Raw genomic sequence first — 14,883 nt, 5'->3', positions numbered from 1 at the left:
CTGCTCCAGCAATTCAACACATGATCAAGACCGCGCCCGCTAGGAAGGCGCGACCCGAAACTGGAAGGAGGAGGAACACGATGCGCTACCGCAACGCCACCGCCTATCGCTTCCTCACGCCTTATCTCCTGATCTTCGCCATCTTTTGGATCTGGCCGATCATCAGCTCCTTCCTGATCTCCTTCCAGGCGACCCGCACCGTGCCGTGGCGCTTCGCGCCGACCTTCAACTGGGGCCGCCTGATCGGCGATCCCGCCTTCTTCAACGCGCTGAAGAACACGCTGCTTATCCTCGTCATCCAGGTTCCGGTGATGATCTCGCTGGCGGTCGTGATGGCGGTGCTTTTGAATTCGCCGCTGCTCAAGGCGCGCGGCCTCTACCGCTTTGCGTTCTTCGCCCCCGTCGTGGTCGGCGAGGTCGCCTATTCGGCGGTGTTCCGGCTGATGTTCAGCCTCGATTTCGGCATCGTCAACAAGCTGTTGAGCAGCGTCGGCCTGGAGAAGATCGACTGGTTCTCCAACGTCACGCCGGCCATGGCGCTGATCATGATCGCGGTGACCTGGCGCTGGGCCGGCTACAACGCCATCATCATTCTTGCCGGCCTGCAATCCATTCCCGATGACGTCTACGAGGCCGCCACGCTCGACCGCGTCAGCAAGCTGAAGCAGTTCTTTTACATCACCCTGCCGCTGTTGAAGCCGGTCATCGTCTTTTGCGCCGTGCTGTCGATCATCGGCACCATGCAGCTCTTCACCGAGCCCTTCCTGATCACCGAACGCGGCGGGCCGGGCGGCGGCACCGAAACCCTTGGCCTCCTGCTTTACCGCCAGGGCTTCCGCTCGCTCAATTTCGGCTATGCCTCGGCGATCGCCTACACCATGGCGGGCCTCGCCATCGCCATCACTTTGGTGCAGCTCTGGCTGACGAGGGAGCCGAAATGACCTCGCGCTCGCAAAGGCGGCTTGGACGCAGCATCCTGCTGCATCTCGTCCTGACGCCGCTGGCGCTGATCTGGCTGTTCCCGCTGTGGATGATGGTGGTGTTCTCCACCATGCCCGACAACGGCATCTTCAGCCCCGGCATCGAGCTTCTGCCGCATGACAGCTTCCTCGACAATTTCAACAATCTGCAGCGCGACACCAATTTCGTCGGCGCGATCGGCATCTCGGTCTCGGTGGCGGTGACCTACACCTTTCTCTCGGTGCTGCTGACCTCGATGGCCGGCTGGGCGCTGGCGCGCTACGACTTCCTCGGCAAGGGCGTGGTGGTGGCGATCATCTTCGGCACCATCACGCTTCCCTACGCCGTGGTGCTGATCCCGCAATTCATCATGGTGGCGCGCGACTTCCAGCTCGCCAACACCTGGATCGCGCTGATCGTGCCGCCGCTGTTCAATTCGCTCGGCGTGCTCTTCATGCGCCAGGCCTTTTCGATGATGCCGGCCGAGCTGTTCGACGCGGCGAGGGTCGAAGGCGTGAAGGAATGGCGCATCTTCCTGTTCGTGGCGCTGCCCTTGGCGCGGCCGATGCTGGCGGCCCTCGCCATCATCCTCTTCCTCGCCTCGTGGAACAACTATCTCTGGCCGCTTTTGATCAACAGCCAACCCGGCGCGATGACGGCGCCGGTGGCGCTCGGCACCCTGATCGGCCTGACCAAGGTGTCCTGGGGCGGCATCATGGCCGGCGCCGTCATGCTGACCGTGCCGATGCTGATCGTCTTCGTGCTGCTGCAGCGCCATTTCATCGCCGGCATCGCCGCCGGCGCGGTCAAATAGGATAGGAACGAGATGGCGGCCGTCACCCTCACCAATGTCGTCAAGCGTTTCGGCACCTTCGAGGTCGTCCATGGCGCCAATATCGACATTGCCGACGGGGAGTTCGTCGTCTTCGTCGGCCCGTCGGGATGCGGCAAGTCCACGCTTCTTCGCATGGTCGCCGGGCTGGAGGACATCAGCGGCGGCGAGATCGCCATCGGCGGCAAGGTGGTCAACGATGTCGAGCCGGCCGACCGCGGCATCGCCATGGTGTTCCAGTCTTACGCGCTCTATCCGCACATGACGGTGGAGCAGAATCTGAGCTTCGGCCTGCGCATGAACGGCAATCCGAAGGCCGACACCGAACGGCGGGTCAAGCGCGCCGCCGAAATTCTTTGCATAGACGAGCTGATGCAGCGTCGGCCGAAGCAATTGTCCGGCGGCCAGCGCCAGCGCGTCGCCATCGGCCGCGCCATCGTGCGCGAGCCGAAGGTCTTCCTGTTCGACGAGCCGCTTTCGAATCTCGACGCCGAGCTGCGGGTGCAGATGCGGGTCGAGATCTCGCGCCTGCACAAGGAGCTCGGCGTCACCATGATCTATGTGACGCACGACCAGACCGAGGCGATGACGCTGGCCGACCGCATCGTCGTGCTCAAGGCCGGCAATGTCGAGCAGATCGGCGCCCCGCTCGACCTTTACGACGATCCGGCTAACCGTTTCGTCGCCGGTTTCATCGGTTCCCCGAAGATGAATTTCATCGCGGCGAAGGTCGTCGATTTGTCCAACAGCGCCGCGACCGTCGAGCTCGTCAATCATGGCGGCGCTAGGCTGCGCAAGCCGCTCTGCGGCCCCTTGCCGGCGCCCGGCGCGGAGGTCGTGCTCGGCGTCAGGCCGGAGCATTTCTTCGAGGCCGGCGAGGGCGACTGCGACATTCCGGTGAAGGCTGACGTCGCCGAGCATCTGGGCTCGGTCAGCTATGTCTACGCCGATGCCGGGCCGGAGGAGCTGATCATCGAGCGCGAGGCCAGGCGCCAGCGCGCCGGCAGCGACCACTTCACCGTCTCGATCAAGGCCGAGCGCTCGCTGCTCTTCGACAAGACAGGCGCCAGGATTCGCTGACTTTCCTTTCTGCCCGATCGCGAAGGCGTGGCGGCGACCGCATGGAGAATTCGACATGACATCCGGAAAAATTCGCTGGGGCATTCTCGGACCCGGCAGCATCGCCAAATCCTTTGCCGGCGGCCTGGCGCAGTCGCGCACCGGCGAACTGGTCGCGCTCGGCGCTCGCAATCCCGGCAAGCCGGGCCTTGCCGAGACGTTTCCGGGCGCGCGCATCCTCGACGGCTATGACGCGCTGCTTGCCGACGAGGACGTCGATGCGGTCTATATTTCGATCCCGCATCTAGGCCATGCCGAATGGGCGATCAAGGCGGCAGAAGCCGGCAAGCATGTGCTGTGCGAAAAGCCGCTGGCGCTCACCGCCTTCGAGGCCGACGCCATGATGCATGCGGCGCGAATAGCGGGCACCTTCCTGGGCGAAGCGTTCATGTACCGGCTGCATCCGCAGACGCTGCAGCTGGTCGAGCTGATCAAATCGGGCGCCATCGGCGAGGTCCGCATGATCAAGTCGAGCTTCGGCTTCGCTATGCCGGGCTTCATGCCGGAGCACCGGCTCTACGCCAACGAGCTGGCCGGCGGCGGCATCCTCGACGTCGGCGGCTACCCGGTCTCGATGGCGCGGCTGATTGCCGGCGCCGCGGCGGGAAAGCCTTTCCTCGAGCCGGACAAGGTCGTCGGTGCGGCCCATCTCGGCCAGTCCGGCGTCGATGAATGGGCCTCGGCGCTGCTCCATTTCCCCGGCGGCATCGTCGCCGAGGTCTCGTGCAGCATCTCGCTCAACCAGGACAATGTCCTGCGCATTTTCGGCACCAACGGCCAAATCGAGGTGCCGGACTTCTGGTTCGCCGGTGGCAACCGCGACGTCGGACCGGGCCGGATCGAGGTGATCCGGTCCGGCGGCACGCGCGAGGTGATCAGTGTCAACGAGACCCGCCACCTCTATTCCTTCGAGGTTGACGCCGCCGGCGAGGCGATCCTGGCCGGCCGCCAGGAATTCGCCTGGCCGGGCATGGGCTGGGCCGACAGCCTGGGCACGCTGCGCGTTCTCGACAAATGGCGCGCCGCCGTCGGGCTGGAGTACGAGATCGAAAAGCCGGCTAAGCGCGTCAACACCATCTCCGGCCGGCCGCTCGGCGCCAACGGCACCGCCATCGGCAAACGCGCGATTCCCGGCCTGCCGAAGCCCGTCTCGCGGCTGGCGCTCGGCTTCGAGGATTTCCGCACCTTCTCCTCGGGCTCGATCCTGCTCGACGCCTATTTCGAAGCCGGCGGCAACCTGTTCGACACCGGCTTCGTCTATGGCGCCGGCTACACCGAGACGCTGCTCGGGCAATGGCTGAGCAATCGCGGCGTGCGCCAGCAGTCGGTCATCATCGCCAAGGGCGCGCACACGCCGCTCTGCTATCCCGATGTGATCGGCAAGCAGCTTGCCCAGTCGCTCGACCGGCTGCAGACCGACCATGTCGACATTTATTTCATGCATCGCGACAATCCGGACGTGCCGGTCGGCGAGTTCGTCGATGCCATGGACCGCGAGGTCAAGGCCGGCCGCATCCGCGGCCTGTTCGGCGGCTCCAACTGGACGATGGAGCGTATGGACGCGGCGATCGCCTATGCCGAACGCACCGGCAAGCAGAAGCCGGGCGCGCTTTCCAACAATTTTTCGCTGGCCGAGATGCTGGAGCCGATCTGGGCCGGCTGCATCACCTCTTCCACCGACGATTGGAAAGCTTGGCTGACGGCGCGGCAGATGCCCAACTTCGCCTGGTCGAGCCAGGGCCGCGGCTTCTTCACCGACCGCGCCGGCCGCGACCGCACCGACAATGAAGAGCTGGTGCGGGTCTGGTATTCGGAAAAGAACTTCGGCCGCCGCGACCGCGCCATCGAACTTGCAAGCAGGCTCGGCAAAAGCCCGATCCATGTCGCGCTCGCCTATGTCCTGGCGCAGCCTTTCCCGTCCGTTCCGCTGATCGGCCCGCGCACGCTGGATGAGCTGGAGGACAGCCTCAAGGCGCTGGATATTGCGCTGTCGCCGGACGATCTGGAGTGGCTGGACAACGGGCCGGAGAGACGGAGGGCGTAGCGCCAATCTCCCCCCTCGAGGGGGAGATGGCCGCAAAGCGGCCAGAGGGGGTCGGTCCGACTGGGCTCGGCCTGCTGCGGCAGATGGAGTTGGCGCTCCACGCGAGGCGACCTCCTCTGGCCTGCCGGCCATCTCCCTCACTTGGGGGGAGATTGGCAGTTTCGCTGCCCTCACCGATCAACCCGCGTCGACAAGATGATCGACGACGACGTCCGCTCTACTCCCTCCATTGCCCCGATCTGATCGAGCAGCGCGTCGAGATCGCGGATCGACGGCGCGTCGACGATGACGATCATGTCGAAATTGCCGCTCACCGAATGCACCGTCCGGACCGGCGGCATCGCCTCCAGGCTACGCACCACCTTGTCGGCGAGTTTCGGCGTGACGGTGAGCAGCACATGCGCCTTGACCAGACCCTGCTCATAGTCGGGCGACAGCCTGACGCCGTAGCCGGCGATGATGCCGCGCTGCTCCAGCCGCTCGATCCGGCTCTGCACCGTGGTGCGCGACACGCCGAGCTTTCTCGCCAGCTCGGCGGTGGAGGCGCGCGCGTTGGCGCGCAGCAGCGTCAGCAGGGCCTGTTCAGCTTCACTGATCATTTCGACGAAACCCTTCGGCAAATTGCGCTATGTTCAGCTTCACTTTGCCAGATTCCGAGCTTCCTTTCGACAGGCAAGCTGCGATGATTCCTGCCAATTCGAACTGGCAGGGGTATCGTCATGAAAAACATTGTTGTCGTCGGCGCCGGCAAGATCGGCTCGACCATCGCTGAAATGCTTACCACCACGGGAGACTACCGCGTCACGGTGGTCGACCGCTCGGCGGCCCAGCTCGCCGCAGCCGAATTGCCGGCCGGCGTCGAGAGCAAGGAGCTCGACATCGCCGTGCCCGGCGCGCTTGAGGCAGCGCTTGCCGGCAAATTCGCCGTGCTGAGCGCCGCGCCCTTCCACCTCACCACCCGCATCGCCGAGGCTGCGGCGAAGGCGGGCGTGCATTATCTCGACCTCACCGAGGACGTCGCCAGCACCCGTCGGGTCAAGGAGCTGGCGCGCGAGGGCAAGAGCGCCTTCATCCCGCAATGCGGCCTAGCGCCGGGCTTCATTTCGATCGTCGCCAACGATCTGGCCAGCCGCTTCGACACGCTGGAAAGCGTGCGCATGCGCGTCGGCGCGCTGCCGCAATATCCGTCGAACGCTTTGAACTACAACCTCACCTGGAGCACCGACGGCGTCATCAACGAATATTGCGAGCCTTGCGAGGCGATCGTCGAGGGCGAGCTGGTCGAGGTGCCCCCGCTGGAGGAGCGCGAGGAATTCTCGCTCGACGGCGTCACCTACGAGGCCTTCAACACCTCCGGCGGACTCGGCACTCTGGCCGAGACGCTGAAAGGCAAGGTGCGGACGCTGAACTACCGCACCATCCGCTATCCCGGTCATGCCGCCATCATGAAGGCGCTGCTCAACGACCTCGGGCTGCGCCACCGCCGCGACGTGCTGAAGGACATTTTCGAGAGCGCCCTACCGGCGACGCTGCAGGATGTCGTCATCGTCTTCGTCACCGTCTCGGGCCGCCGCAACGGCCGCCTGCTGCAGGAGACCTACGCCAACAAGATCTATTCGCACCGCGTCGGCAACGTCGTGCGCAGCGCCATCCAGATCACCACCGCCTCCGGCATCTGCGCCGTGCTCGACATGCTGGCCGACGGCACGCTGCCGGCGAAAGGTTTCGTCCGGCAGGAAGACATCGCGCTCGACGCATTTCTGGCCAACCGCTTCGGCCGCGCCTACGCCCAGCACGAGACGGCGAGCCGCCTGGCGGGCTGAGCTTTGTGATCTCCCCCCTTGAGGGGGAGATGTCGCCAAAGGCGACAGAGGGGGGTCCTCTCAACCAGTGCAGCGCATGTGAAAGCCAGAGACGGAAGTCGGCGCTTCACGCGCGGCGACCCCCTCTGGCCTGCCGGCCATCTCCCCCTCAAGGGGGGGAGATCCCGCTCCCTCTAAACATGCAGCGCGTGCCCGAGCGCCTTCAGCGCCGCTTCCTGGAAGCCCTCGCCCTGGGTCGGATGCGCATGAATGGTGCCTGCTATATCCTCCAGCCGCGCGCCCATTTCGAGCGCAAGGCCAAAGGCCGCGGCCAATTCCGAAACGCCCTGCCCGACCGCCTGGATGCCCAGCACCAGATGGTTGTCCGCGCGGGCGACGATGCGCACGAACCCGTCCTCGCCTTGCCTGGTCATGGCGCGGCCGTTGGCTGCGAACGGAAAATGTCCGATCTTGATCTCGCCGGCGAGCGCCTTCGCCTCGTCCGGCGACAGGCCGGCGGTGACCAGCTCGGGATCGGTGAAGCAGATCGCCGGGATCGCGCGCTTGTCCCAGCCTCGTTTGTGGCCGGCGACGATCTCGGCCACCATCTCGCCCTGCGCCATCGCCCGGTGCGCCAGCATCGGCTCTCCGGTGACATCGCCGATAGCGTAGATGCCCCGCATCGAGGTGCGGCACTGGTCGTCGATGCGGATGAATTTTCCGACCATGTCGAGGTCGATCTGCTCCAGCCCCCAGCCCTCGGTGAGCGGCTTGCGCCCCACCGTGACCAGGACCCTGTCGGCGGCGATCTTGGCGTTCTTGCCATCTGCCGTCTCGACCATAAGCGCATCGCCCTTGGTCGACAGCCCCTTGGCCTTGGCACCCAGCATCACCTCGATGCCGAGCTCGCCGAGCCGCTTCAGCACCGGCCGCGTCAGCTCGGCATCATATTGCGCAAGCACGCGCGGCAGGGCTTCGACCACGGCGACCTTGGCGCCCATCTTGGCGAAGGCCATGCCGAGCTCGAGCCCGATATAGCCGCCGCCGACGACGGCGAGCTTGTCCGGCACCTCGCTCAGCGCCAGCGCTTCGGTCGACGAGATGACCGGGCCGCCGAAGGGCAGGAACGGCAGTTCGGCCGGCACCGAGCCGCTGGCGATCACCACCGCCTCGGCGCGGATCACCTGGCTTCCCGTCTCGGTCTCGACCTCGACGGTCTTGCCGTCGCGGAACGTCGCCCAGCCCTGCACGGTCTTGACCTTGGCTTTCTTCAGCAGGCCAGCGACGCCGCTGTTCAGCCGGCTAACGACGCCGTCCTTCCATGCGACCGTCTTGGTCAGGTCGAGCGTCGGCGGGGCGACCGCGATGCCGAGCGGCCCCTTGCCGCCGGCCATGTGCGCGATCTTCTCGAACTCTTCCGCCGCATGGATCAGCGCCTTGGACGGGATGCAGCCGACATTGAGGCAGGTGCCGCCCGGCTTGCCGAACTCGACGATCACCGTGTCGACGCCGAGCTGCCCGGCGCGGATGGCGCAGACATAGCCGCCCGGACCGGCGCCGATGACGAGCAGCTTGCAGGAGATCTCTTTCATGGGCTTCTCGTTGCTGAGCACGGGGATTTTGGCAGAGGGTTAGGGCCTGGCGAACGCAGACCGTGGCGATTGGCCGATATCCGTGGAATCTCGTGATCCTGGGGCGGAGCAAGGAGCGTAGTGACGCGCGTAGACCCCAGGATCCATGCCGTGACGTGAAGGCGTTGCAACGCTCCAGAATTCTGGTCCGCCGCGCCCTTCGGGCGAGGTCGCGGCATCGATCCTCGGGTCAAGCCCGAGGATGACGAGGGGGCAACGTCGTCCGTATCCATACGACTATTCCACGAAGATCAGCGCCGGCGTCTCAAGCAACGCCTTGATCCGCTGCACGAAAACCGCGGCGTCCCAGCCGTCGATGACCCGATGGTCGAAGCTGGACGACAGATTCATCATCTTGCGCGGAAGGAACTGCGCGCCGTCCCATACCGGCCGAACCATGATCTTGTTGACGCCGACGATCGCCACTTCCGGATAATTGATGACCGGCGTGGTCGCCACGCCGCCCATCGCCCCGAGCGAGGTGATGGTGATGGTCGAGCCGGAAAGCTCATCGCGCGTCGCCGTGCCGGACTTGGCCGCGTCGGCAAGCCGGTTGATCTCGGCGGCGCTTTCCCAGAGGTCGCGCGCCTCGGCATGCTTGACCACCGGCACGACGAGCCCGGTCGGCGTCTGGGCGGCGATGCCGACATGGATGCCCGCGTGTTGGTGAATAACGCCGGCCTCGTCGTCGAACAGCGCGTTGAGGTTCGGCTGATCGGCGATCGCCTTGACCATTGCCCGCATCAGGAACGGCAGCAGCGTCAGCTTCGGCCGGTCTTGCCGCTTCTCTTTGTTGAGCGCGGCGCGCAGTTCTTCCAGCGCCGTGACGTCGATCTCCTCGACATAGGTGATATGGGGAATGTGCGACTTTGCCAGCGCCATCTTCTCGGCGATCTTGCGCCGCAGCCCGACGACCTTGATGTCCTCGATGCCCTCCTTGCGGGCAAGGCCGGTGGCGCGGGCAAGCTGCGGGCCGCGCGCCAGGAAGGCCTCGATGTCCTCATGGCTGATGCGCCCGGCCGGACCGCTGCCTGCAACCTGGCGCAGATCGATGCCGGCTTCCTTGGCGCGCAGTCGGACGGCAGGAGAAGCCAGCGGCTTTTCGCCTTCCGCGCGCGGCGCGCCGATGACGGACGCCGGGCGCCCAGCCTTCGGTGCCGCGACGGAAGGCTGGGCCGGGATCTGTGCCGGTTTCGGCGCCGCTTTCGAGGCGTCCGACAGCGGTTGGGACTTTGCCTCCACGGGCTCGGCCGGCGCTTCTGCCTTCGGCGCGGCCTTGGCACCGCTGCCTGCTTTCACATTGCCTTCGCCGGCTATTTTAAGCCGCACGATCGGCGAGCCGATCGCCACCGTGTCGCCGATCTCGGCGCCAAGCCAGAGGATCTCGCCATCGACCGGCGAGGGGATCTCGACCGTCGCCTTGTCGGTCATGACGGCCGCCAGCACCGCATCCTCGCGCACCAGGTCGCCGATCTTGACATGCCATTCGACAAGCTCGGCCTCGGCGACGCCTTCGCCGACATCGGGAAGCTTGATGACATATTCGCCCATCGTCCGGCCCCCCTCAGGCTTCCATGGTCTCGACGAGCGCGCGCCCGACCCGCGCGGGGCCGGGGAAATACTCCCACTCCTGCGCATGCGGATAGGGCGTGTCCCAGCCGGCGACCCGCGCCACCGGCGCCTCCAGATGGTAGAAGCAGTTCTCCTGCACCAGCGCCGCGAGCTCGGCGCCGAAGCCGGAGGTCAGCGTCGCCTCATGCACGACGACGCAGCGCCCGGTCTTCTTCACCGAGGCGACGATCGTGTCGAGGTCGAGCGGCAGGAGCGTCCTGAGGTCGATGATTTCGGCATCGATGCCGGTTTCCGCGGCCGCGGCCTGCGCGACATAGACCATGGTGCCATAGGCGAGCACGGTGACCGCCGAGCCTTGCCGGCGGATCGCCGCCTTGCCGAGCGGTATGGTGTAATGGCCATCCGCCACCTCGCCGAGCTCGTGCTTCGACCAAGGCGTCACCGGGTTGTCGTGATGGCCGTCGAAGGGGCCGTTGTAGAGCCGCTTCGGTTCCAGGAAGATGACCGGGTCCGGATCCTCAATCGCGGCGATCAATAGCCCCTTGGCGTCATGCGGGTTGGACGGCACCACCGTCTTGAGGCCGGAGACATGCGTGAACAGCGCTTCCGGGCTCTGGCTGTGCGTCTGGCCGCCGAAGATGCCACCGCCGGTCGGCATCCTGACGACGATCGGGCAGGTGAAATCGTTGTTGGAGCGATAGCGCAGCCGCGCCGCCTCCGAGACGATCTGGTCGTAAGCCGGATAGACATAGTCGGCGAACTGCACCTCGACGCAGGGCCTCAGCCCATAGGCGGCCATGCCGATCGCCGAGCCGACAATGCCGGATTCGCTGATCGGCGCATCGAAGCAGCGGTTCTTGCCGTATTTGGCCTGCAGGCCCTGCGTGCAGCGGAACACGCCGCCGAAAAAGCCGACATCCTCGCCATAGACGATGACGCGCTCGTCGCGAGCCATCGAGACATCCATGGCGTCGCGGATCGCCTCGATCATGGTGCGTCTGGGCATCGATCAGACCCCTGCCTGCTGGCGTTGGCGCCTGAGATGCGGCGGCGTCTCGGCATAGACGCCTTCGAACATGTCGCGCGTCGACGGCTTGCCGCCGGCATGCAGCGTGCCGTGGCTTTCGGCTTCCTTCTGCGCCGCGATCACGGTTTCGAGGATCTCGGCTTCCGCCTGGATGTGGCGCTGTTCCGTCCAGACTTGCTTGTGGATGAGATGGTTCTTCAGCCGGATGATCGGGTCGCCGAGCGGCCAGGCGTCCGATTCCGCCTTCGGCCGGTAGGCCGACGGATCGTCCGAGCTCGAATGCGCGCCGACGCGATAGGTGACATATTCGACCAGGGTCGGCCCGAGATTGCGACGCGCCCGCTCGATCGCCCATTTGGCTACCGCATGGACGGCGAGATAGTCGTTGCCGTCGACCCGCAGCGACGGGATGCCGAAACCGAGACCGCGCGCGGCGAAAGTGCCCGAGCCGCCGCGGGCAATGCCCTGGAAGGTGGAGATGGCCCACTGGTTGTTGACGACATTGAGCACGACCGGGGCCTTGTAGGTCGAGGCGAAGACCAGCGCCGCATGGAAATCGGACTCCGCGGTCGAGCCGTCGCCGATCCAGGCCGCGGCGATGCGGGAATCGTTGGAGATCGCCGAGGCCATCGCCCAGCCGACCGCCTGGATGTACTGCGTCGCCAGATTGCCGGAGATCGAGAAGAAGCCGTGCTCCTTCGAGGAGTACATGATCGGCAGCTGCCGGCCCTTCAGCGGATCGGCCTCGTTGGAATAGATCTGGTTCATCATCGCAACCATCGGATAGCCGTCGGCGATGAGCAGGCCAGCTTGCCGATAGGTCGGGAAATTCATGTCGCCAGGCTTGAGTGCCTTGCGGAAAGCGCAGCTCACCGCCTCTTCACCCAGATGCTGCATGTAGAAGGAAGTCTTGCCCTGGCGCTGCGCCATCTGCATGCGCGCATCGAAGGTCCTGAGCGTCATCATATGGCGCAGGCCTTCGAGCAGATCCTCGTCGGTGAGCAGCCCGGCCCATGGCCCGGCGGCTTCGCCGGCGCGGTTAAGCACGCGGATGATGGAGAAGGCCATCTCGCGGATGGTGCGCGGATCGACATCGACCTCCGGCCGCGGCACCGAACCGGCCTTGGGAATGGTCACATTCGAGAAGTCGGGCGTGCCGCCCGGCCGAACCTCGGGCTCGGGGACATGAAAGCGCAACATTCCAGCATCGGCCATGACCTTCGTCCTCCAATGTTGCCGGTGCGATACTTGCACATCCGCGCCGCCATTTCATCGGGCGAGATGGCGGCCGTCCTCCCGGTCATCAGCCTCGTCGAGCCGATGCGGCACATGGCCGACAAGATGCAGATATGGCGCCGAAATTTCTTGTCGATGTTTGCAAGCGTCGCGCAATTTGGCGGAAGTTTGCGGAGCGTTTGCCGCCACAAAAGACAATCAAGGCATGCGCGCCGGCCGACGCAGCTAATCTCCACCCTCGTGGGGAGTTGCTCGGCAGGGCAGAGGGGCGTGACAGACTCTGCTTCAGGGTCGTCATTCCAGGGCGGAGCAAGGAGCGGAGCGACGCGCGCAGACCCTGGAATCCATGCCGCGACGTTGACGTGTTGCGGCGGTTGGAGAATATTCTGCACCCCGGCGCTCCCCGGCAAAAGTCACGGCATGGATCCTCGGGTCAAGCCCGAGGATGACGAAGAGAGGCCGGCCGCTTCTCCGTTCACTCCGTCTCCGCCTCATGCTAACTCACCCCGCATGGCACAGAAGAAGGGATACGAGGTCGATTCGTGGCTGGCGCGGCCGGACCTGGCCATGGCCATCGTCCTGCTTTACGGCCCCGATCGCGGCCTGGTCGCCGAGCGGGCCAAGACCTTCGCGTTGAAGACCGGGCTGCCGCTCGACGATCCTTTCTCCGTGGTTAAGCTGGATGGCGCGGAAGTCGATCGCGACGAAGGCCGTCTGCTCGACGAGGCGCGCACCGTGCCGATGTTTTCCGACCGGCGGCTGCTTTGGGTCCGCAACGCCAGCGGCCAGAAGGCGCTGGCCGACGACATCAAGGCGCTGACGGCGGAGCCGGCGCCGGATGCTCTCATCCTCATCGAGGCGGGCGACCTGAAGAAGGGCACTGGCCTGCGGGCCATCGTCGAGGCAGCCGGCAACGCCATCGCCTTGCCCTGCTACGCCGACGAGGCCCGCGATCTCGACTCGGTGATCGACGACGAGCTGCGCAAGGCCGGCATGTCGATGACGCTCGACGCCCGCCAGGCGCTGCGCCGCAATCTCGGCGGCGACCGTCTGGCCTCGCGCGGCGAGATCGACAAGCTGGTGCTCTACGCCCATGGCAAGAAGGAGATCGACCTCGACGACGTCAACGCCTTGTCCGGCGATGTCTCCGGCGCCTCCTTCGACGGTGCGGTCGACGCCATGCTCGACGGCAAGGTCGGAGATTTCGACATTGCCTTCACCCGGCATTGTGCGTCCGGCGGCCATCCTTTCCTGGTGCTGTCCTCGGCGATGCGGCAATTGCAGGCGATCCAGGTCATGCGCGGCCAGATGGAATCCGGCGGCCGCAACGCCGCCTCTGTCGTAGCGGGAGCGCGTCCACCGGTCTTCTTCTCGCGCCGCAAGCTGGTGGAAAAGACGCTCGAGCGCTGGAACAGCGAAGCCCTCGGCCGCGCGCTGATCCGGCTGCAGGCAGCTGTGCTGCAAACGCGCAAGCGGCCCGACCTGTCGGAGGCGCTAGCCCGTCAGGCGCTGCTCGGCATCGCGGTGGAAAGCGCGAGATTGGCGCAGAGGTAGGCGATCAGCCCTCCCCCTGTGAGGCGATTGGCCGGCGCCTCGGCTTTCGCCTATCGCGGGCGCCGCAAAAAAGAAGAGGCCAACGCAGCGGCCGGCCCTTGTTGTGCCTATCACCAATATATCAGCCTAGATCTAATCTTAAGCCAGAACTTTATTAGTCGGCTAATTTCATGTAATTCAGCTACTTATCGGTCGTCCTTCAGCCGCCGGCACAACTCATCGAGCTGATCCAGCGACCGGTAGTCGACCCGCAGCGTGCCGCCCTTGGCCTTATGCTCGATCGAGACAATCATGCCGATCGTGTCGGTCATCAGCTTTTCCAAGGCCAGCGTGTCGGGATCCTTTTCCGGCGCGCTCGGCGCGGACCTTACTTTGGCGGGTGTCGGTCCCGCGGGCATTTGCGCCAACGCCTCGGCCTGGCGCACCGAAAGCCCCTCCTCGACGATGCGCTTGGCGAGCCCCGCCGGATCGCCGGCTGTGACCAGCGTGCGGGCATGGCCGGCCGACAACGCGCCGTCGACCAGCATGTCGCGGATGACGTCAGGCAGCTTCAGGAGCCTCAGCGTGTTGGCGACATGACTGCGGCTCTTGCCGATCACCTGGCCGAGATCGGCCTGCGTGTAGCCATGCTCGTCGATCAGCTGCTGATAGCCCTGCGCTTCTTCGACCGGATTGAGATCGGCGCGCTGCACGTTCTCGATGATTGCGAGCTCCAGCGCGGTGCGGTCGTTGACGTCGCGCACGATGAGCGCGATTTCGGTCAGCCCTGCGCGCTGCGCGGCGCGCCAGCGCCGCTCGCCGGCGATGATCTCGTAGCGGCCGGGCTGCGACGGCGAGGGCCGCGCCACCACCGGCTGCACCACGCCATGCTCTCGGATCGACTGGGCGAGGTCGGTGAGTTCGGCGTCGCCGAAATGCCGGCGCGGGTTCTTCGGGTTCGGACTGACGAACTCGATCGGCACCTTGCCATCCGCCGCGACCGCGCTCGGCTTTTCGGGCGCGACGGGACGATCGATCTCGCCGATCAGCGCCGCGAGGCCGCGGCCCAGTCTTTTTCTCGATTGGTCTTCGCTCATTATTCCGTCCAGATCGTTTCGGAGTCGAAT

Annotated in this window: 12 protein-coding genes; 6 read left to right on the top strand and 6 right to left on the bottom strand. The window is 65.5% G+C overall.

All coding sequences use genetic code 11. From position 1 onward, the window contains the following. Positions 1-80 precede the first annotated feature (80 nt). From P9230_RS24230 to P9230_RS24215, 4 genes are read left to right on the top strand one after another with little or no spacing between them, the layout of a single operon-like run. A complete protein-coding gene (locus P9230_RS24230) occupies positions 81-941 on the top strand; it encodes a sugar ABC transporter permease (RefSeq protein ID WP_127324334.1) in 861 nt (286 codons plus the stop codon). Next, on the top strand, positions 938-1,774 hold the full coding sequence (locus tag P9230_RS24225) for a carbohydrate ABC transporter permease (protein WP_095776742.1): 837 nt from the start codon (positions 938-940) through the stop codon (positions 1,772-1,774). The genes P9230_RS24230 and P9230_RS24225 overlap by 4 nt, the downstream gene beginning before the upstream one ends. A gap of 12 nt (positions 1,775-1,786) precedes the next feature. After that, entirely contained in the window at positions 1,787-2,872 is a 1,086-nt protein-coding gene (gene ugpC, locus P9230_RS24220) for a sn-glycerol-3-phosphate ABC transporter ATP-binding protein UgpC (protein ID WP_127324335.1), read from the top strand. A 55-nt stretch (positions 2,873-2,927) separates the two neighbouring features. Continuing rightward, positions 2,928-4,955, top strand: a complete 2,028-nt coding sequence (locus P9230_RS24215; RefSeq protein WP_278120923.1) for an aldo/keto reductase — start codon at positions 2,928-2,930, stop codon at positions 4,953-4,955. Between the two features lie 170 nt (positions 4,956-5,125). On the opposite strand, the gene P9230_RS24210 is transcribed toward P9230_RS24215, so the two are convergent. Beyond that, a complete protein-coding gene (locus P9230_RS24210; protein ID WP_066991894.1) occupies positions 5,126-5,554 on the bottom strand; it encodes an Lrp/AsnC family transcriptional regulator in 429 nt (142 codons plus the stop codon). Between the two features lie 120 nt (positions 5,555-5,674). On the opposite strand from P9230_RS24210, the gene P9230_RS24205 reads away from it, so the two are divergent. Continuing rightward, positions 5,675-6,778, top strand: coding sequence for a saccharopine dehydrogenase family protein (locus P9230_RS24205; RefSeq protein ID WP_127247386.1), 1,104 nt, complete (start codon positions 5,675-5,677; stop codon positions 6,776-6,778). A 173-nt stretch (positions 6,779-6,951) separates the two neighbouring features. On the opposite strand, the gene lpdA is transcribed toward P9230_RS24205, so the two are convergent. The 4 genes from lpdA to P9230_RS24185 all read right to left on the bottom strand — a co-directional run bounded on the left by lpdA (position 6,952) and on the right by P9230_RS24185 (position 12,202). Beyond that, on the bottom strand, positions 6,952-8,349 hold the full coding sequence (lpdA, locus tag P9230_RS24200; protein ID WP_278120922.1) for a dihydrolipoyl dehydrogenase: 1,398 nt from the start codon (positions 8,347-8,349) through the stop codon (positions 6,952-6,954). Between the two features lie 276 nt (positions 8,350-8,625). Next, positions 8,626-9,939, bottom strand: a complete 1,314-nt coding sequence (locus P9230_RS24195; protein ID WP_095827374.1) for a dihydrolipoamide acetyltransferase family protein — start codon at positions 9,937-9,939, stop codon at positions 8,626-8,628. 13 nt (positions 9,940-9,952) lie between these two features. Then, on the bottom strand, positions 9,953-10,966 hold the full coding sequence (locus P9230_RS24190) for an alpha-ketoacid dehydrogenase subunit beta (protein WP_095809658.1): 1,014 nt from the start codon (positions 10,964-10,966) through the stop codon (positions 9,953-9,955). A 3-nt stretch (positions 10,967-10,969) separates the two neighbouring features. After that, on the bottom strand, positions 10,970-12,202 hold the full coding sequence (locus P9230_RS24185; RefSeq protein WP_127324449.1) for a 3-methyl-2-oxobutanoate dehydrogenase (2-methylpropanoyl-transferring) subunit alpha: 1,233 nt from the start codon (positions 12,200-12,202) through the stop codon (positions 10,970-10,972). Positions 12,203-12,733: 531 nt separating this feature from the next. Here P9230_RS24185 and holA point away from each other — a divergent pair. Next, the gene (gene holA / locus P9230_RS24180) at positions 12,734-13,777 is read left to right on the top strand and encodes a DNA polymerase III subunit delta (protein ID WP_127324450.1); all 1,044 of its coding nucleotides are present in this window, start codon (positions 12,734-12,736) and stop codon (positions 13,775-13,777) included. 185 nt (positions 13,778-13,962) lie between these two features. Here the strand turns inward: holA and P9230_RS24175 are convergent, their stop codons facing one another. After that, positions 13,963-14,853: a ParB/RepB/Spo0J family partition protein gene (locus tag P9230_RS24175; protein WP_278120921.1), complete on the bottom strand. Its 891-nt coding sequence runs from the start codon at positions 14,851-14,853 to the stop codon at positions 13,963-13,965. Between the last annotated feature and the right edge of the window lie 30 nt (positions 14,854-14,883).

Origin of the sequence: Mesorhizobium sp. WSM4887, from assembly GCF_029625865.1 — a bacterium.
In the GTDB taxonomy this organism is placed as follows: Bacteria; Pseudomonadota; Alphaproteobacteria; order Rhizobiales; family Rhizobiaceae; genus Mesorhizobium.
The sequence above is the reverse complement of the archived record's forward strand: the minus strand, read 5'-3'. Positions and strand labels throughout refer to the sequence as shown.

What these genes read in the sequence shown, in the direction of transcription:
- P9230_RS24205 (WP_127247386.1), top strand. Translation starts at nt 5,675, where the DNA reads ATGAAAAACATTGTTGTCGTCGGCGCCGGCAAGATCGGCTCGACCATC.
- P9230_RS24185 (WP_127324449.1), bottom strand. Translation starts at nt 12,202, where the DNA reads ATGGCCGATGCTGGAATGTTGCGCTTTCATGTCCCCGAGCCCGAGGTT.
- holA (WP_127324450.1), top strand. Translation starts at nt 12,734, where the DNA reads ATGGCACAGAAGAAGGGATACGAGGTCGATTCGTGGCTGGCGCGGCCG.
- ugpC (WP_127324335.1), top strand. Translation starts at nt 1,787, where the DNA reads ATGGCGGCCGTCACCCTCACCAATGTCGTCAAGCGTTTCGGCACCTTC.
- lpdA (WP_278120922.1), bottom strand. Translation starts at nt 8,349, where the DNA reads ATGAAAGAGATCTCCTGCAAGCTGCTCGTCATCGGCGCCGGTCCGGGC.
- P9230_RS24215 (WP_278120923.1), top strand. Translation starts at nt 2,928, where the DNA reads ATGACATCCGGAAAAATTCGCTGGGGCATTCTCGGACCCGGCAGCATC.
- P9230_RS24225 (WP_095776742.1), top strand. Translation starts at nt 938, where the DNA reads ATGACCTCGCGCTCGCAAAGGCGGCTTGGACGCAGCATCCTGCTGCAT.
- P9230_RS24175 (WP_278120921.1), bottom strand. Translation starts at nt 14,853, where the DNA reads ATGAGCGAAGACCAATCGAGAAAAAGACTGGGCCGCGGCCTCGCGGCG.
- P9230_RS24195 (WP_095827374.1), bottom strand. Translation starts at nt 9,939, where the DNA reads ATGGGCGAATATGTCATCAAGCTTCCCGATGTCGGCGAAGGCGTCGCC.
- P9230_RS24230 (WP_127324334.1), top strand. Translation starts at nt 81, where the DNA reads ATGCGCTACCGCAACGCCACCGCCTATCGCTTCCTCACGCCTTATCTC.
- P9230_RS24190 (WP_095809658.1), bottom strand. Translation starts at nt 10,966, where the DNA reads ATGCCCAGACGCACCATGATCGAGGCGATCCGCGACGCCATGGATGTC.
- P9230_RS24210 (WP_066991894.1), bottom strand. Translation starts at nt 5,554, where the DNA reads ATGATCAGTGAAGCTGAACAGGCCCTGCTGACGCTGCTGCGCGCCAAC.